The sequence below is a fragment of the Canibacter zhuwentaonis genome, assembly GCF_018531145.1.
GTDB classification, from domain to species: Bacteria; Actinomycetota; Actinomycetes; order Actinomycetales; family Microbacteriaceae; genus Canibacter; species Canibacter zhuwentaonis.
In genome coordinates, this window is sequence record NZ_JAHDSZ010000001.1 from 143,394 (window position 1) to 160,543 (window position 17,150).

Here is a 17,150-nt window from a genome sequence, read left to right on the forward strand (position 1 = left end):
TAGTATATTAGATTAGTTCCTCCTGTTTTTAACGGGTAAGAGTTTAATTAACATACTGCTTGCGGGCAGGTCAATATGTACAGAATAATAGCTTTACTTTGTAAGGCGTGAGATTAGAAGAGGGTGTCAATTGGTTTACGCGGTAGTGCGCGCCGGTGGCCGTCAAGAAAAAGTTGAGGTTGGTTCGGTTATCACTGTTAATCGCATTAAAGGCGATGATAACGGTAAACTGCAGCTTCCGGCTGTTTTGCTTGTGGATGGCGATAACATTACAACCGATGCTGGAAAATTAGCTAAAGTTAAGGTTGAAGCTGAGATTTTGGAAGATGTGCGCGGTCCTAAAATTGTGATTCAGCGTTACAAAAACAAAACAGGTTATAAATCAAGGCAGGGTCACCGTCAGGATTTGACCCGCTTGAAAATTACCGGCATCAAATAGTTCGTTCGTTTATATTTTAAGGAGCTTAACTCATGGCACATAAGAAGGGCGCGGCATCTACGCGCAACGGTCGTGATTCTAACCCTCAGTACTTGGGTGTAAAGCGTTTTGGTGGTCAGCAGGTTAATGCTGGCGAAATCATTGTGCGCCAGCACGGCACTAAGTTTCATCCCGGTGCTAATGTTGGTCGCGGCGGTGACGATACTCTGTTCGCTCTTGTAGCCGGTGCTGTAGAGTTTGGCACAAAGGGTGGTCGCAAAGTGGTCAATATTGTAGCCGCGTAGCGTTTACGCTTTTTATGAGGGGTGGGCTTTGCTCATCCCTCATTTGTTTAGCCACAGGGTTGCAAGTTACAGCACAGATTCTCTGCTGTAACCGGTACGCTAATAGTGTTAGGTAGCTGAGCAGAATTAGCTGTTTAGCGATCAATTACAGAAAGCAGCATAGTATGGTCGCGTTTGTAGACAGAGTGCAGGTTTTTCTTGCCGCCGGCAGCGGTGGTAACGGTTGTGTTTCGGTGAAGCGTGAAAAGTTTAGGCCTCTTGCCGGGCCAGACGGCGGTAACGGTGGTGACGGCGGTAATATTACGCTGGTGGCGGATCCGCAAATAACAACCCTGCTGGAATATCATCGCCGCCCGCATTTGAGCGCGCGCAATGGCAGCTATGGCGCTGGTGACTGGCGTAATGGCGCGCACGGAGAGTCGCTAACCGTGCCGGTTCCTGTTGGGACGGTTGTAAAAGACGCCTCCGGCCAGACCTTGGTGGATTTTACCGCAGCAGGGCAAGAATATATTGCCGCGCGAGGCGGTTCTGGCGGGCTTGGCAACTCTGCCCTGGCCAGCGCAAAGCGTAAAGCTCCCGGTTTTGCCCTGCTGGGAACTTCTGGTGCAGAGGTGACGTTGACGCTCGAGCTGAAAAGCATTGCGGATGTTGCGCTGGTGGGGTACCCCTCGGCTGGTAAATCAAGCCTGATTGCGGCGATGAGCGCGGCTAAGCCCAAGATTGCTGACTACCCGTTCACAACTCTGCACCCCAACCTGGGAGTTGTTGAGCACGGAGAGTACCGGTACACAATAGCGGATGTGCCAGGTCTGATTGAGGGCGCGAGTCGGGGCAAAGGGCTGGGGCTTGATTTTCTGCGTCACGTTGAGCGTTGCAGTGTGCTGTTGCACGTTTTAGACTGTGCCACGCTTGAGGTTGATCGTGATCCGCTGAGCGATTTGGATGTGATCCGCGCCGAGCTGGCGGCTTACCCGGTTGCTGAGGGGCAAACTCCGCTGCTGGAACGTCCGCAGTTGGTCGCGCTCAATAAGATAGACATTCCCGATGGCGCCGAACTGGCAGAGTTCGTGACAGCTGAGCTGCAAGCGCGCGGTTATCGCGTGTTTCCCGTGTCCGCGTACACTCGCGAGGGATTGCGCGAGCTGGGCTACGCGCTCGGTGAAATTGTTGCCGCAGAGCTTGCGGCAAGGCTCGCAGAAACCGCGCAGACAGAGCGCACACAGGTTAGTGTGCCGCACAAAAAACGTGCGCACGAGAGTGGCTTTGCAATCAAGGTTGAGGGCGGCGATGATAACCGCCTGTACCGTATTCTGGGTGCTAAGCCCGAGCGCTGGGTAGAGCAGACCGACTTCACTAACGATGAGGCTGTTGGGTATCTTGCTGACAGGCTTAATAAAATCGGCATTGAAGAGGCGCTTGTGAAAGCTGGCGCGGTTGCGGGTGCGGCGGTTGTTATCGGCGCCGGTGAGGGCGTGGTGTTTGACTGGGAGCCAACTCTGACGAGTGCCGCCGAGGCGCAGGTTGGCGCACGTGGCACCGATAACCGCTTCGATCAGGCTGACAGGCGCACAAATAAGGAGCGCCGCAAGGAGTATCACGAGTGGATGGACGCAAAAGCCGCCGCCCGCGACGAGCTGGAGCGTGCCCGCGAGGGGGGAATGTGGGAGCAATAGCGGACGCTTCCACAGGTAGCGGTTTGTCCGCACGTGCCTGCGTGCTTGCAGCCACCCGTGCGACCGATCGCTTGACGTGCCAACTGCGCGGAGCTGCTACCGGTGAGTGCCAGAGTGCGTGCGGCGCGGTAGGCTGCGCTATGGAGCTGTTATTTGCGGGTGCTGATCCGCTAGAAACAGGGGTTATTAGCCGCAGTGCGATATGATAGAAGCGGTAACATTGGGCAGGGCTGTGCTTTGCACGCTAACAGGGTTGAGGGAGTTTTATGATTGCAGCTGTTTTTTATGTCTCTAATGGGGCGAACGTAGTTAAGGAGTTGCCTTTTCCAGCTATTGTTTTTGGCGTTATTGCCTTTGTTTTTTTGTCGGCGCTGGCGCTTGTGACCTACAGTTTTCGGGATGTTGCCAACCGCCACGCGGAAAAAGCCGAGGCGTATAAACGCAAATTTGGTGGTCAGGCACCGCATCACAGGTAGGCAATATGCTCACTGTGCGGCAAAGAATTGGGGTTATGGGTGGCACCTTTGACCCGATCCACCATGGACACTTGGTGGCCGCCAGCGAGGTTGCTAAGAGCTTTGAGCTTGACCGCGTAATTTTTGTGCCCACCGGGCAGCCCTGGTATAAGCGGGCTGTTTCTGACGCGGAGCATAGATATTTAATGACCGTTATTGCAACCGCGTCAAACCCCATGTTCACAGTTAGCAGGGTTGATATTGACCGTAACCAGCCCACCTACACGGCTGATACGCTGCGCGATTTGCGCGTGCAATATCCCGAAGATGAGCTTTTCTTCATTACTGGAGCGGACGCGATAGCGCAAATAGGGCAGTGGAAGAACATTGAGCAGGTTTATGAGCTTGCGCGTTTAATCGCAGTGTCGCGCCCCGGGCACGAGCTGTCTTTGAGCAGACTCTCTGCCGAAAGTGTTAGTTTGTTAGAGGTGCCCGCGCTGGCTATATCCTCGACTGACTGTCGCAGTCGTGTCGCGCAGGGTTATCCGGTATGGTATCTAGTACCTGATGGTGTTGTGCAGTATATTGCGAAGCACCGTCTTTATGAAAGTAATGAGGCCGCATGAATCAGAAGGAACCAGAGCTTAACTTATCGCGCCGTGAGATGCGAGAGCGCGCGGCAAGGCAGGAGTCACAGAGCTCTGCCAGGCACACGCAAGAATTGAAGCTTAATGAAACCGCTGCAATTCAAATTGATGGTCAGCAGTATGATTTAACCACGGCGCAGCTTGAGATTGTGCAGCAGCTTGAGGCGAAGCTTGACGCGGAGTTTGTTGCGCCAGAGGTTGGCGCTGATGGTAAGCCGCTTGATCGGCGCGGGATTCGCCGCGCTAAAGACGAAGCATACGGCAAGATTTTGGCGGAGTGGGAAGCTGCGCACGGTAAGCTTGGCGCGTACGACCCTAAGAAAGAGCAGCAGAAGGCGGCAGCTAAAGCAAAAACCGCGGCCGATACTAAAAAAGAGGTGCCCGCAGAGTATGCGCCAGTAGCGTCCGAAATCGCAGAGCCTGCGCCAGTTAGTGAAAGCATTTCTAAAACCGCCGCGAGCACAGCTTCAAAACCAGTAAAAGCGACAAAACCGGCTGCTAAGAGTGCGGTATCGGCTAACAAGGATAAAGCCGTCAGGCTAGATGCCGGGCTGGGTGATCCGCTAAAAAATAACGCTGCGACAGCTGCGGGCGAGGTTAGAAAAGACGCGGAGGGATATTCTTTCCCCGATATTGCGCCGCTCGATACTGAGCAGTCGGTGTTTGACGCGCCAAGATATAATACTGTTGATACGTCGGTGGGGTTTGACACACTGATAAGTCGCGCTGTTGAGGAGGAAACAACGGGCAGTGTTAGTATTGGCACGGCCGCGCTGATTCTGCCGCAGATTCCGAGCGAGGCGATGCAGCAGAGCGCGCTAGATGAAGAGCGCGGGATTTTTATTTCGGGGTCGCTGCAGCTGCACCCGTCAATCTCGCAGACCGGCGGATACCGCCGCACAGCAGACGGGCTGAGCGATGATATGGAAATTGAGAACGACAGTATTTATCAGACGGGTAATAACACGCAGCCGATAGCTGCTGTGCGTGCTGTTTCTGCGCACCGACAGGAGGGCGCGAAAATGTTTAACGAGGCCAAAAAAGACAGCAGTCGCGCACCCATGTTTTTTGCGATAGGCGGTGGTGTGCTGATTGTGAGCGCTGTGGGGGTTGTAATCGCGGCTGTAAACGGGTTACTAGGATAGGTAGAGTTATGAGCTTTGATTACACGAAAATGATAGAGGCTGCTTTAGAGGCGGCTCAGAAATCTGGTGCGCAGAATCCTGTTGCGCTTAAAGTTGGCGAGGCTTTTGGGTACGCAGATGCGTTCTTGATTTTAAGCGGTCAGGTTGAGCGGAACGTGCAAGCGATTGCGCGCGATATTGAGGATGAGCTGAACTTGCAGGGTGTGAAAACACTCCGCCGTGAGGGGCGTGAGGGCGGACGCTGGATTCTGCTTGATTTCGGTGATCTGATAGTTCATATTTTTCACGCGGAAGATCGCGAATACTACGCGCTTGAAAAACTGTGGGCGGATCAGCCAGAAATCGACCTGAGCGGATATTTGACAACGGCTTAGGTTGTCTTTTGGTGCGTTTTGCTTTGTGCAGGATGTGCGTTTAGGGTATATTTGATTAGGTAAATCGGTCGAAAGGCTGATTTTCTGGGTCTGTGGCGCAGCTGGTAGCGCACCTGCATGGCATGCAGGGGGTCAGGGGTTCAAGTCCCCTCAGATCCACCAATAAATGAGGTGAAAGCTGAGTCTTGATCGTAGAGTGCCTTCGCTCGCGTAATCGGGCATGAGCGCACTTGGCACACAAGCAGGTTCTGTCCCGGTGACGCGGCAACTGAGCTGCTGCTGTGCGGTGTCGAGCAGTGCCAGATCCGCTGCGATTGCGCGCTCAATTAGCGGTGCGATTTAGAAATTAACCGTGTTGTATTTTCGCTATGTGTGGAATAATGGGTTGATGATGGTTATGCTACTTAAATATCATCAGATGTTATTCTTTAGTTCGCATAGGGGGAAATATGAAAAAACATTCGTTCCGCGCTAAAATCGGCGCGGTTTTGTTGGGTGCTGCGATGGTAACACCCCTGGGAGTAAACGCTGCTTTTGCGCAAAACTCAGCGTTCACGCAGTCAGCTGAAGACGGTAATCTCGACTGGGGGATCCGCACCAGCTTCAACAACTACACGGGCGGCGCAACTCAGCTGCTCGACGGTGTCACCAAAAACACAAACGGGTTCACCTTTAAACTCGCGTCTAAAAAATACGAGGCCGCAACAAACCTCACAGACCTGCAGTTTAACGGCACCGTTGCGTATCTCAAATACTGTGACAACCCTGAAAAACCGCTCGAGGGTAATTGCGCTCTGGATCTTAAGTTTCAGAATCCGCGCGTGGTGATCTCAGATACCGAATCTTATCTAGAAGCGAAAGTTTATTCCAAACAGTATCCTTCAGGCGGAGTTTACGCACCCGCTGATCCTGTGCGTATTGCTAAGCTGCACACCGCATCCGCCACTATGACCGTGCAGGATGGGCGGGTTAACTGGTCAAACATCGCAACCACGCTCACTGAGGCTGGCAACAAGATGTTCTCCGAGTTCTACAGCGTAGGCGAAGCGCTTGATCCGCTATCCATTAGCTACCTGGGCGAGGGCAGCCGCCCTGCGAGCGACAGCGGAAAACCAACCCTGTCTGATGCGCGCTGGGACAGTAAAAAAGAGTACACTGACGGGCCGCACATCTTAGCTGATGCCGACCCTTACGTGCTAGTGGGCGAGCCAGGCGGTCACTTGGTGCTGCTCGATGAAAACCTCAAGGAGCTGGCGCGCACAGAAACGAACATCTCCAAAGAGGCAACATACGCCTACGATAAAAAGTCGAAACTCGTCTATTACACCGCCCTCGATAAAGCCACAGAGCTGCGCGCGGTGAAGATCGAAAATAACACCTTTAGCAAATCAGAGCTTGTTACCACCGCGGTCAAGAATATCGCCGCAATCGGAGTGAACGGCGCGGGTCAGGTTGCGGCGGTTGCGGTGAGCCAGAACTACGAAGAGGCGACCCTGCTAACTAACGCCTCTGGCGCTTTTGCGGAGCTGGCGCTGCCGTCGTCACAGGAGCTGCTGGGCGATAAATATGTTAGTGGCAGCATATGGGGCGGATCATCTTTCAAAGAGCACGCTGAGCTTGCCGCGATGAACGACAATACTTTTGTGTACAACTCTGAGGGAAGCCCGTACCTTAGTGATGACACATCGCGCAGTGCTAAGGGGCTTTTGGTGTCTATTGATGCTACTGGTAAAACACCGGCAGACCGCGCAAAGTTCATGGCAGGATCACACCACGGCGACGGGAGCGCCTACGTGCGTAACCTTGTAACTAACGGTGAGATTATTTACCGTTTCAACGTTAGCCCGTACGGCAGAACCACAACAACAGAGATTCTGAAATACGCTAACCGTGACGTGTCAAGCGTGATTCCCGTGTCAAAAGATGGCATTGCGGGAATCGCGGCGATTGCCTTCGCTCCTGACGGCACGCCGGTGCTACAGGAGGGTAGCACCGGTAGCCTGCGGTATCTGAAGCCAAACACTTTTGAGACCGTTTCCACGCTGCCGCTGCCGAACGGCAAGAGCACCCAAAAATCGGGCAATAATACTTTTATTGTGCGCAACAACGCAATTTTCGTGCCAACCTTTGACGAGTCGCGCGGCGACTATCGTGAGTATTACGTGCTGCGCAAGTTTGTTTTGCCCGTGCCGGAATCTACTCCCATTGCAAAAATTGATGAAGAGCAGCGGCTCAAGGAAATAGCTGAGAAAGCTAAAGCGAAGGCAACGGCGGATGCGCGTGCCGCGCTGGCAAAGGCAGAAAAAGCTGCGGCTAATGCGGTCGCTGCTGAGAAGGAAATTGCGGATGCGCGAGTGCTTGTTGCGCTGGCCAAGTTGAAAGAGGCGGAAGCTAAGTTTGACAGCCAGGTCGCCGCAGAGAAGAGCCTGAGAAACCCGACTAATCAGGTGCTTGCGGCAGAGAAAACAAAAGCTGATTTGGCTTATGCCGCCGCACAGCAGGCAACGCTGAACGCTGAGACCGCTCTTGCTAAAGAAATAGCGGACGCGAAGGCCGCTGCTGAGAAGGCCGCTGCTGAGAAGGCCGCTGCTGAGAAGGCCGCTGCTGAGAAGGCCGCTGCGGAGAAGGCCGCTGCGGAGAAGGCCGCTGCTGAGAAGGCCGCTGCTGAGAAGGCCGCTGCGGAGAAGGCCGCTGCGGAGAAGGCCGCTGCTGAGAAGGCCGCTGCGGAGAAGGCCGCTGCGGAGAAGGCAGCGGAAAAGGCTGCAGCGGAGAAGGCAGCAGCTGAAAAGGCAGCAGCTGAAAAGGCAGCAGCTGAGAAAACCACTGACAAACCGGTTGCTGATAAAGCCAAAGAGCAAAAGCAGCTTGCTAACACAGGATCTAGTGCGTCGCTGTTGCCGCTTGGGGCAGTTGCGCTTGGTGTCGCAGGGATTTTGCGCCGTAGTAGGCGCGATGCGTAGCTGATTGGCTATAGCGAAAATCTCCCGGTAACGATCTTGTACGGTCGCTGCCGGGAGATTTTCCGCCGCTAAAGTCGGGCATAAAAGTTTAGCACCCTGATAACAGGGGCTATTCCAGTTGCGGGGGCTGGATTTGAACCAACGACCTCCGGGTTATGAGCCCGGCGAGCTACCGAACTGCTCCACCCCGCGGTACACACAGTATTCTAGCAGATATTTAGCGCTTAGGCAATTGTAATCTCAGTCGTACTAGCTGATGGCAGTTTCTTTTTATCACTGGGTTACGAACAATGATTAGATGGTTATATCCGGTTGAATGCGTTGAAAAGGATGTGTTCAAGCTGATATCAAGTAATCTTAGAGATGAGGTTTTCTAAACTATGATTTGAAAATCTAAAACCTAAATGATTGAGACACTATTGATGCAGAGTATAATGTTGTCATGTGTGTTTCCAGAGGATCTGAAACTTCGGTTCATGCAACCCCCAGTGCGCAAAAACAAAGATCCGGCAGAAATCGTACCTTGACTCTGTCTATTCCAGAAGAGCTGGCATTGAAAGAGAAACTGCTTAGTGTTAGTGCGCCGATTGATTTTTCCCTTGTTTGTAATCAGACAATTCAAGGCGACACGTTTGAGGTTCTTCCGTATCTGCCTAAGTCATCGATTGATCTGCTAATAGTCGATCCTCCTTATAATCTTTCAAAAGAATTCCACGGCGTTCGTTTCAAAGCGCGTTCCATGGAAGAATATGAACACTATACTAGGTCGTGGATGGAACGTTGCATTCCGTTACTCAAACCAAATGCGTCAATTTATGTTTGTTGCGATTGGAGTAGTAGTTTAGTGATTGGAAAAATGTTATCTGAGTTTTTTCATATACGGAATCGAATTACTTGGCAAAGAGAAAAGGGTCGGGGAGCCATTTCAAACTGGAAGAATTCACTCGAGGATATTTGGTATGCAACGGTTAATAAAGAAGATTACGTTTTTAATTTGGAAAATGTACTTATGCGCCGTAAAGTGATCGCACCTTACAAGGTCGATGGGAAACCGAAAGATTGGGAAGAAACTGAAGCTGGGAATTTTCGGAATACCAGACCATCTAATTTTTGGGATGATATAACAATTCCTTTTTGGAGTATGACTGAAAACACTGATCATCCGACACAGAAACCGGAAAAACTTATTGCAAAGCTTATACTGGCAAGCAGTGTTCCTGGAGCAGTTGTGCTAGATCCATTTTTAGGATCAGGAACAACTTCGGTTGTGGCGAAAAAGCTGGGACGAAAATTTGTGGGGATTGAATGGAATCCGACTTATTGTGCATGGGCAATGAAGCGGCTCGAGAACGCAGTGGCGGAGCCTGGTATCCAAGGATACGCAGACGGTGTATTTTGGGAGCGGAATACATTTCAAAGTCAGAAAACAGAACCTAAAAAGTCTGTTATCAGGTCAGAGCTGCATTCAACTCAGATTAATCTCTTTTAGATGCCACTATGCGGCTATATAATCGGGAACTTATTGATGCTCTTGTTAAGAAAATAGAAAACATTAGGATTGTGAGGTAGTTGATTAGCTATCGCGCATTTATTTTTTGAGGTGGGGTATAAAATCTCTACACTCTCGCCACCTCACAGCGGGGCTGGTTCTGCGCGTGTACAATCTTGGAATCAAACAGGGTATTACCCTCATCGGTCGAAAGTTCACCACCGGGGTGCATAAAACCATGCCCTGACTTGGATTTTTTCCGAGCAGGTTGGTATGGCAGCACAAGACGGCACGATGCGTAGCGAACGGCGTGTGCGAGCGGGCGCGAAACCCACACCAACCGTGGATAAGCTCGCCGCCGGGAAAGAAGCCCGCATCCTGCAGATCACCACCCTAGAAGTTGCTTAATCTTTTGTTGGGCGGGGGGTGTTGTTGGTGTGGGGTGTTTTGGCTGGTTTTTTGCGCGGGTGGTTTTGCGCGGGTGGTTTTGTGTGTGGTTTTGTGTGTGGTTTTGTGTGTGGTTTTGTGTGTGGTTGTGGGGTGGGTGTTTTTGTGCGTGGGTGGTTTTTGATTTGATTTATTCGGGGGGGGGGGGGTAGTGTTTTGTGTGTGTTTGAATTTGTTTCGTGTTTGTGCGGTGCGGGTTCTTTTGTGTTAATGGTTTCTAAAATTTGATTGGAAGGGTTTAGGTTCATGGTTTTGAAGGAGTTTGTTTTGAAGCGTGTGGTTTCAGGGTTTTTTGGCGCGCGTGGTGTAGCGTCTGTTGTTTTGGTGTTGGGTTTGGTGTTGGGGGTTTTGGTTACGCCGCAACCGGCGGGAGCGCTTGACCAGTCTACAACCGGGCAGGCTAGTAAAACCGGTGGTTTTGTTGCGACGCAGGTGGATGCTGCTGGTGTTGGTGCGCAGGCTGCTAGCCTGGTGGCGCGTGGTGTTGCTGTGAATGTTTTGTTGCGTGAAGCTGTTACAACGGCTATGGGTTTGTTTAACACAACTGGTTTTAAAACACCCGCTAGTTTTGCAACACGTTTAGAGGCGACAGCTAATCCCGACATATCAACCGAAACTATGGTGGATAAGGCGGAGTATCTTCCTGGTGATACTGTAACAATTACTTCAAAAGTAAAGGTGACTGGTGGTGAGGCTAAAAAGGTTAAGGTTTCTGTTTTGTTGCCGGAAGCTAATGAGGGGTTTTTTGCTACTGCGCAGACAGGATCACCATCGTGCATATCATCGGGTGATGCGGTTTGCCCGGATGCTAGTAAGTGGAATTATGAAGCGGTTGTTGGTTCGTTGGATGTGACTGTTGATAGTATTCCTGCTGGTGGTAGTTTGGAGTTTAAGATAACCGGTCAGGCTGGTGTGCAGAAGATGATGCAGGATGAGTATGGGATAATAGCGGGGGCTGGCAATGGTGCTAATGCTTTTTCTAAGGCTTCGTTTACTGTTAAAAAGGAGAATGTGACTGTTACTGCGTTGTTTAATCTTACTGAGAGTGAGGAGTCTTGGTCTGGTGAGGTTAAAGTTTCTGGAATGTTTAAATGCACTGTGCCTGGTAATAATGATGTTAGTGAAAGTTTTGAGAAAACGTTTAATAACAATGATGGTATGGGGCTTTTGCAGTGGAGCATGATGAGTAGTGTTGTGAAGGGTAGTACTTGTGCTGTGACTGTTACTAAGGTTGAGGTTCCTGAGGGTCGGCAGTTGGTGTATAAGAGTTCGGTGGTGAAGCGGGTTATGCAGAGTGATATTGTGGATGTGCCGTTGAAAGCTGCTGCTGCTAGTGAGGTATCGGTTATAACTGCGGTGGATAAGGCGGAGTATCTTCCTGGTGATCCTGTGACGGTTACTTCAACAGTGAAGGTGACTGGTAGTGAGGCTAAGCGGGTTAATGTGCAGTTGTTTTTACCGTCAAAAGCAGAGGGGTTTATTCACGCTGGTGAAAAGTTGAAACCATCGTGTACGGCGTCAAATGGTGCTAAGTGCCCGACTGATGATGGTTGGATGTATGATGAGACGGGTTTTTTGACTACTGTGGTTGATAGTATTCCTGCTGGTGGTAGTTTGGTGTTTACGGCGACGGGTGAGGCTGGGTTGCAGTCGAAGTTGCAGAGTACAGAGCGGGTGTTAGCGGGTGCTGTTATGCTTGCTGAGGATGCGCAGGATACTGTTACGGAGAATAAGGAGAAGAAGGACGATAATTATTCTGGTACTTCGTTTAAGGTTAAAGAAGAGCAGGTGTCTCTTACGGGGGTGTTTGATTTTACCGGGAGTGGGTCTTGGACTGGTGAGGTTAAAGTTTCTGGAACTTTGACTTGTGCTGTGCCTGGTAGGGATGGGGATTATATTACTGCTCCGTTTACTCAGGTTTTCCAGTCTCCGATTAGTAGTATGCGGCAGTTATCTCAGGGTGTTTATAGGGGTAGTACTTGTAGTGTGACTGTTAATAAGGTTGAGGTTCCTGCTGGTTGGAAGTTGGAGACTGGAGTTCCGGTGATGCAGACTGTTAGGGTGACGGAGGCTGCGGCTGAGGTGCGTGTAGGGTTGCGGGTTGTTGTGGATACTCCACCAGCATCGCCTGTGCCACCAACGGTAGAACCGGAGCAGGAGCCAACACCATCAGTGCCAGCTCCAGCGCCAGAGACGGAGACAGAACCGGAGACAGCGCCATCAGAACCGGAGCAGGAGTCAGCACCGGCACCAGAGCCAGAGTCAGAGACGGAGACAGAACCGGTACCACCGGTGATGCCAGAACAGCCAGCACCGTCGATGCCAGCACCGTCAGTGCCTGTTGTGCCGGAGACACCGGTAGCACCGGAGTCTGTTGCGCCAGTGGAAACGTCTGCGGATAGTAGTGAAACAGGTGCTAGGACACTGGTAAACACGGGTGCCGGGGGAACGGTTGTGCCGTTGTTGGGTGGTGTTTTTGTTCTTTTGGGAGCTGGTGTTGTGATTATCACCGCTCACCGCCGCCGCAGCAGTAGGGCATAGTTTAGCTACTGTGTTTTAACACGACAGTTCAGAGAACCCCTTGGATTCGCTAACACCAGTTCAAGGGGTTCTCTTAGGCTAATTCTTGGAAACTTAAAGCGTAGCGCTAGAGGATAAATTCGCTCAGCCTCGAAAATATTTTGAGCACCTGATTCAGGCCAGGAAAACCACGAACCAACACCCTAACCGCTACACCACTCGATCCGCTGAGATAGAACAAGCACGGGAAGTTACTTTCGATACCTGTCTTAACCAGCTGTTTTTATCTTTATGCAAGAGCAAATATTATGCAATAAAAAAAGACTATCTTTGTGCATAGATAACACAAAGATGGCCTTAGTGGCGGAGTAGGCAGAAGATGGGCGCTATTTGAGTGCCTTTGCGCTTCGCGCCCAAATCTGTTTTCAGGTCAAACGAGAACGTAACTCCGTAACCTCCTGTGTGACAGCGGCAGGCGACTCGGGATTCGCTGGAAACCTGTTAGCCCATGGGCGACCAGGGTGCAGCGTGTCCAACTTGGAGCGGACGACATTGATACGACCTCTGCTGGGGTCGTGGTTGCCGAAACCGTCAAGTAGGGCATTCCACACGGGCGTATGCTGACGAATCATTGCTGACTCGCCTAGGGGAATCCAGATGTCTTCCATAACGAACCATCGAGCACGGAAGTCGGCAATGTCGAGATTGGACGCGGCGATGATACTTTTCGCGTGGTCACCAAGCCTCTTGAACAAAGCGGTCGTCTTTGTCTCGACCGCAATGCCGCGTCGTCCGCCTGACGACACAGCCTTGCCGATGTAGACGGGTTTGCGGCTGCTGTGTTGATTCTGTACAGTCAGGAGTGAGTATGCTTCGAAAGAACCATGGTAGCAGAGCGCATAGATGCCCGCACCTTCGAAGCGCGCTAGCGCTGTGTGTCGCCTCGGGATTCGGCATCAATGTCACAGCGGAAGTCGACAACGAAGACGCGCCATCGCTGTTGCGGGACTCCATAGTCGGCTGCGTTGACGAGACGAGTGACGACCCGATACTGGAGATCCGTACGCACGGAGGTATGTTCGGCCTGAAGGCGAGCATAGTGGTCGCTCCACGATTCGTCGGCGCGGGCAACCAGGTCAGGGTGTGCGAGACGTAACTGGATGTATGAGAAGTAGTTAGCAAACGCCGGACGTGTGAGACCTCGGACATTCTCAACCATAAACGCACGAGGTCGAAGTTGGCGAATCACTTCGGCGGTCGCTGGGAACATGTCACGCGGGTCATCGGCTGCCATGGTCTTGCCGCCCATCGAAAAGGGCTGGCACGGTGGATCACCGCTCACGAGGTCAATGCCAGGAGCGATTCCAGTCCAGTCGATATTGCGTACGTCTCCCGCGTAGACATTGGCTCTACGGAGGATTGGATGACCAAGATGGCTGTTGAGCCGCAAAGTGTCACAGGACCATGAGTTCCACTCGGTCATGACTTCAGTTGAGAATCCTCCCAGATGCGTACCGAGCGCAAGTCCACCGCCACCGGCAAACAATTCAACACTACGCATAGACTCCATTACAATCCGTCGTGACTCTCACGGTTGAGAGAAACGCTTGAAACAAGGCGACGTGCTAGTTGCGTCACACCTGTTGAAAGGCAGACGTGCCGGGTCTTGCTAGAGCACCGCCCGGCATTCAGCGTGAGACACTACGAACTGCGTAGCTGCGCGAGTATTTGGCGTGCCTTCTGCCACGAGGTGACTGGTTTTTTGCGATCTGATAGGGGCTTGGGGTCATTCTGGCACGTGATTGACGGTGAGATGCCTCGCCTAATTGATGACCTCATATTTAAGAGATCCAATGCCGGTTTTTCATTAATAAGCGCCGCGAGGTGAAGATCAAGGCTGAACTAGCATTCTAGGGATAGAACACATCCAGCTGTTCTCAGCCTGCCTAGTTTGAGGACCTCGAAGCAGTGCTGTACAATAGAGACAAAGCGTGGGAAGTTCAAACCTACGCTCGAAAGCGAGAGTTCGACACTTCCCCCTAGAGTTGTTTGCGCTCCAAATAGGATACAAACGAGCCGGTTCTTCCGCCGATGTCGATACGGGCGTTTACCCTAGAAAATAGGGGTTTTCGGGAGGGGTAAGAACTATGCCGGTTGATGGTCTTCACCAAGCCAAGAACAAGCTAGAACGTCAGCAACATCTAGAACGACGAACTTCGTCTAGAAATCGGGTGCGAGCTTCGTTCAACGGTGATCCCCATTGAGTCTCAAACTCCACAAAACAGGTCTGATTTCCAGGTAAGAAGTCAGCAGCATTTTCAGGGATATCTGCTTCATCTTCGAGAGGCGCAAAATCACCATGAGAAATGCGCATTGAGGATCCCCCAACGTCAATACTTATTCCAAAAGGTTCCTGCGAGAGACCTAAAGGTAATAGAACTGTTCTTGAGTTTTCTTGTTGAACCATTGTCTTAAGTGGCAGCTCAACGTACTTCTTTAAGAAGACTCCCATCTCAGCACCAGCCTCATCTCTTAGATGTTGCCAGGCGTCTTCGCCAGTATATGCTTGCCCTCCAGCAGTTTGGTACTTTGCAACAATCTCCCTCAACTTGGGATTATCCGTTGAGTCCAAAACTACGAGTACGGGCGTATATCCAGATTTAATACATTCCTCAGGGAACGATAGTTCTTCGCTCCATCTACCTTGACCGGAAGCTGCAATCGTAATTCGGATCTTAAGCTCATACGCGTAAGCGCCTTTAATTGCGTCTACTTGTCTTCCGCCCTTGCCAGACGAACGTCGAATTGGCGAATTCTTGTGACCATACGGAATACCTCCAATTGCGCCTGCGATAACGGGTTCAAAAAGATAACCAGTATCCTGCGCAGCTCGGTTATCAATGTCATAGAGCCATTTCCTCCAAACCAAAAGTGAGACAAGTGCTTCATTGTCAATCGAGCCAAACTGGAGAAGGCTACGAGGACCCACCTGCTCCATGGTCGATAACGGCTGAGTCTTAAGTACTCGCTCAAACTTCAACCTAGCGCGGACAACCTGCGCGAGACAGGCGACATAAGTTTCAGCATTGGGGTTGAGACCGAGTAGCTTCGAATATAAGTCTTTCGTGTCCAATTCCGGTAAGAAACTTAACTCATCAAAAAGGCTCGTTGAATAGACTTTAGGAATGGGTACTTCATTGTATCCAAGGTCAATATCCAAATCTTCTGCTGTAATAAAGATTAATGACCTAACCAGATCGTGCGACAGTTTTCTATCTTGAGGCGAGCTACCCTTCGTAAAAAGCTTCTCGAATGAGAGTTGCTGTGGATTAGTCAATGAGTTTGCCATTAGAACAGCCTTTCAACTGCAGGATTAGATAAGTCAGGAATATTGGCAGTGATTAGTTTTTTAGTTCTAGCAAGGGCTGGGCTCATCCCAGTTGAGTTCGTCAAAGAAAGCTCAACAATCCCACCGTTAGTGTCGGTCACCATATCAGCGCTGAGAGTCTCTTTGACCGCTTTACCGAGAACCGCCGCAAACACTGGAGGAATTGCGTTTCCGATAAGAGTTGCAATTTCAGATTTATTTCCTACAAACTCGTAATTAACTGGAAAAGTTTGCAATAGTGCTGCTTCGCGAAGAGTAAGCATTCGATTCTCCTCAGGATGAATGAACTCTCGGGTTGCGGCGGAAGTGATAGCTTTTGAAGGATCTGTGGCTTTCAATCTTCGTATGCCGACAGGAGCCCCTCCACGCTTTTCGGTCACAATTCCGTCACGAACTCTTCGATTTGCTCTAGTGCCCCAACTTTTATGTTGTAACTCCTCAGGAAGATCTTTCATAGTTCCCCCTTGAGGAATCAAACTTACCCTCTCATATTCAATTCCTGATAGTCTGCGCACTTCGCTGAGCGAATCTGACTCTGAATCAATTTGAAACTGCTGCAAGTACTCAATGATTCCTTTAACGTTTGGCTTGTCTCGAGCAAGCAAATCCGCTCCCGGCATGCCAAAAGCCATAGTAGAAATCTGTAAGGGCACAGGAATTTTCCGTTTTGCCGCGATCGCAATTACGCGTTTTCTGAGTTGCGGCACGCCAAAATTTGCGACATTTAGCTTCTCAAGGCGAACCTTGTAACCTGCTTCTACGAGAGGAGCTAACAAGTCCAGTACGAATTTGCCACCCTCAGCAGTCAGAAACCCTTCGACGTTTTCAAAAACTATCACATCAGGATCAACAGATAGCGCTCTCTTAGCGTATACAGAAACTAGCGTGTTGCGTTCATCATTAGCTGATCTTGCGCCAGCCGAAGAAAATCCTTGGCACGGTGGTCCTCCAGCAATCACTAGAGGTCGACAACCTTGAAATTCTTTAAGTTCATCTACGAGGTCAAGGTCACGGATATCAGATTGTACAAACCTATGACCAAGGTGATTACATTGGTAGGTCTCTGCGGCCGGTACCCAAATATCTGAGGCTAGTACTGTTTCAAAGCCAACCGAAGCAAAGCCAGTAACTAACCCGCCTGCACCGCAAAATAGATCAACGAGCAACGGAGCTTTAGATTCTTCACCGTTCAAACTTTAATCACCGTATCCAATCCAATGAATTTTTCATAACTCTTTCTAGAGTATCAACCTCTTACTAACCGATAGATTACCACCTCGCACAACTTCAATCGCTCAGGAACAGTTGCTAGAAGCCCTGCTGACATAC

General features: G+C 50.8%; 15 protein-coding genes and 2 tRNA genes. 12 read left to right on the forward strand and 5 right to left on the reverse strand.

All coding sequences use genetic code 11. The features are described from left to right. Positions 1 to 130: 130 nt before the first annotated feature. The 9 genes from rplU to KJY78_RS00700 all read left to right on the forward strand — a co-directional run bounded on the left by rplU (position 131) and on the right by KJY78_RS00700 (position 7,977). Positions 131 to 439: a 50S ribosomal protein L21 gene (gene rplU / locus KJY78_RS00660; protein WP_214336487.1), complete on the forward strand. Its 309-nt coding sequence runs from the start codon at positions 131 to 133 to the stop codon at positions 437 to 439. A 32-nt stretch (positions 440 to 471) separates the two neighbouring features. Beyond that, entirely contained in the window at positions 472 to 723 is a 252-nt protein-coding gene (rpmA, locus tag KJY78_RS00665; protein WP_214336490.1) for a 50S ribosomal protein L27, read from the forward strand. Positions 724 to 887: 164 nt separating this feature from the next. After that, positions 888 to 2,396 (forward strand): GTPase ObgE, encoded by a 1,509-nt coding sequence (gene obgE / locus KJY78_RS00670; protein ID WP_214336493.1) that lies wholly within the window; start codon positions 888 to 890, stop codon positions 2,394 to 2,396. Between the two features lie 266 nt (positions 2,397 to 2,662). Then, positions 2,663 to 2,872, forward strand: a complete 210-nt coding sequence (locus KJY78_RS00675) for a hypothetical protein (RefSeq protein WP_214336496.1) — start codon at positions 2,663 to 2,665, stop codon at positions 2,870 to 2,872. 5 nt (positions 2,873 to 2,877) lie between these two features. Further along, positions 2,878 to 3,477, forward strand: coding sequence for a nicotinate-nucleotide adenylyltransferase (gene nadD / locus KJY78_RS00680; RefSeq protein WP_214336498.1), 600 nt, complete (start codon positions 2,878 to 2,880; stop codon positions 3,475 to 3,477). Continuing rightward, positions 3,474 to 4,643, forward strand: coding sequence for a hypothetical protein (locus KJY78_RS00685; protein ID WP_214336500.1), 1,170 nt, complete (start codon positions 3,474 to 3,476; stop codon positions 4,641 to 4,643). The genes nadD and KJY78_RS00685 overlap by 4 nt, the downstream gene beginning before the upstream one ends. Positions 4,644 to 4,651: 8 nt before the next feature. Continuing rightward, positions 4,652 to 5,017 (forward strand): ribosome silencing factor, encoded by a 366-nt coding sequence (gene rsfS / locus KJY78_RS00690; RefSeq protein WP_250544008.1) that lies wholly within the window; start codon positions 4,652 to 4,654, stop codon positions 5,015 to 5,017. A gap of 86 nt (positions 5,018 to 5,103) precedes the next feature. After that, positions 5,104 to 5,179: transfer RNA gene (locus KJY78_RS00695), tRNA-Ala, on the forward strand. Between the two features lie 287 nt (positions 5,180 to 5,466). Continuing rightward, positions 5,467 to 7,977: an HtaA domain-containing protein gene (locus KJY78_RS00700; RefSeq protein WP_214336501.1), complete on the forward strand. Its 2,511-nt coding sequence runs from the start codon at positions 5,467 to 5,469 to the stop codon at positions 7,975 to 7,977. A 118-nt stretch (positions 7,978 to 8,095) separates the two neighbouring features. Here KJY78_RS00700 and KJY78_RS00705 read toward each other — a convergent pair. Then, positions 8,096 to 8,169: transfer RNA gene (locus KJY78_RS00705), tRNA-Met, on the reverse strand. A 250-nt stretch (positions 8,170 to 8,419) separates the two neighbouring features. On the opposite strand from KJY78_RS00705, the gene KJY78_RS00710 reads away from it, so the two are divergent. The 3 genes from KJY78_RS00710 to KJY78_RS00715 all read left to right on the forward strand — a co-directional run bounded on the left by KJY78_RS00710 (position 8,420) and on the right by KJY78_RS00715 (position 12,454). Further along, a complete protein-coding gene (locus KJY78_RS00710) occupies positions 8,420 to 9,466 on the forward strand; it encodes a DNA-methyltransferase (RefSeq protein ID WP_214336503.1) in 1,047 nt (348 codons plus the stop codon). Positions 9,467 to 9,739: 273 nt separating this feature from the next. Next, complete coding sequence (locus tag KJY78_RS06670; protein ID WP_284675954.1) at positions 9,740 to 9,874, forward strand: hypothetical protein; 135 nt, start codon at positions 9,740 to 9,742, stop codon at positions 9,872 to 9,874. A 306-nt stretch (positions 9,875 to 10,180) separates the two neighbouring features. Beyond that, positions 10,181 to 12,454, forward strand: coding sequence for a hypothetical protein (locus KJY78_RS00715; RefSeq protein ID WP_214336505.1), 2,274 nt, complete (start codon positions 10,181 to 10,183; stop codon positions 12,452 to 12,454). A gap of 404 nt (positions 12,455 to 12,858) precedes the next feature. Here the strand turns inward: KJY78_RS00715 and KJY78_RS06850 are convergent, their stop codons facing one another. The 4 genes from KJY78_RS06850 to KJY78_RS00735 all read right to left on the reverse strand — a co-directional run bounded on the left by KJY78_RS06850 (position 12,859) and on the right by KJY78_RS00735 (position 17,014). After that, positions 12,859 to 13,383 carry an Eco29kI family restriction endonuclease gene (locus tag KJY78_RS06850; protein ID WP_214336898.1) on the reverse strand — a complete coding sequence of 175 codons (525 nt, stop codon included), beginning with the start codon at positions 13,381 to 13,383 and terminating at the stop codon, positions 12,859 to 12,861. Then, positions 13,359 to 13,994, reverse strand: a complete 636-nt coding sequence (locus tag KJY78_RS00725) for a DNA cytosine methyltransferase (protein WP_214336507.1) — start codon at positions 13,992 to 13,994, stop codon at positions 13,359 to 13,361. Before KJY78_RS00725 ends, KJY78_RS06850 begins: the two co-directional genes overlap by 25 nt. 630 nt (positions 13,995 to 14,624) lie before the next feature. Then, entirely contained in the window at positions 14,625 to 15,782 is a 1,158-nt protein-coding gene (locus KJY78_RS00730) for an ApaLI family restriction endonuclease (RefSeq protein WP_214336509.1), read from the reverse strand. Beyond that, positions 15,782 to 17,014 (reverse strand): DNA cytosine methyltransferase, encoded by a 1,233-nt coding sequence (locus KJY78_RS00735; RefSeq protein ID WP_214336512.1) that lies wholly within the window; start codon positions 17,012 to 17,014, stop codon positions 15,782 to 15,784. Before KJY78_RS00735 ends, KJY78_RS00730 begins: the two co-directional genes overlap by 1 nt. Positions 17,015 to 17,150 lie beyond the last annotated feature (136 nt).

Bases quoted from the DNA above. Each gene is read 5' to 3' on its own strand.
- rpmA (WP_214336490.1), top strand. From the start codon at position 472: ATGGCACATAAGAAGGGCGCGGCATCTACGCGCAACGGTCGTGATTCT.
- obgE (WP_214336493.1), top strand. From the start codon at position 888: ATGGTCGCGTTTGTAGACAGAGTGCAGGTTTTTCTTGCCGCCGGCAGC.
- KJY78_RS00675 (WP_214336496.1), top strand. From the start codon at position 2,663: ATGATTGCAGCTGTTTTTTATGTCTCTAATGGGGCGAACGTAGTTAAG.
- nadD (WP_214336498.1), top strand. From the start codon at position 2,878: ATGCTCACTGTGCGGCAAAGAATTGGGGTTATGGGTGGCACCTTTGAC.
- KJY78_RS00685 (WP_214336500.1), top strand. From the start codon at position 3,474: ATGAATCAGAAGGAACCAGAGCTTAACTTATCGCGCCGTGAGATGCGA.
- rsfS (WP_250544008.1), top strand. From the start codon at position 4,652: ATGAGCTTTGATTACACGAAAATGATAGAGGCTGCTTTAGAGGCGGCT.
- KJY78_RS00700 (WP_214336501.1), top strand. From the start codon at position 5,467: ATGAAAAAACATTCGTTCCGCGCTAAAATCGGCGCGGTTTTGTTGGGT.
- KJY78_RS00710 (WP_214336503.1), top strand. From the start codon at position 8,420: ATGTGTGTTTCCAGAGGATCTGAAACTTCGGTTCATGCAACCCCCAGT.
- KJY78_RS06670 (WP_284675954.1), top strand. From the start codon at position 9,740: ATGGCAGCACAAGACGGCACGATGCGTAGCGAACGGCGTGTGCGAGCG.
- KJY78_RS00725 (WP_214336507.1), bottom strand. From the start codon at position 13,994: ATGCGTAGTGTTGAATTGTTTGCCGGTGGCGGTGGACTTGCGCTCGGT.
- KJY78_RS00730 (WP_214336509.1), bottom strand. From the start codon at position 15,782: ATGGCAAACTCATTGACTAATCCACAGCAACTCTCATTCGAGAAGCTT.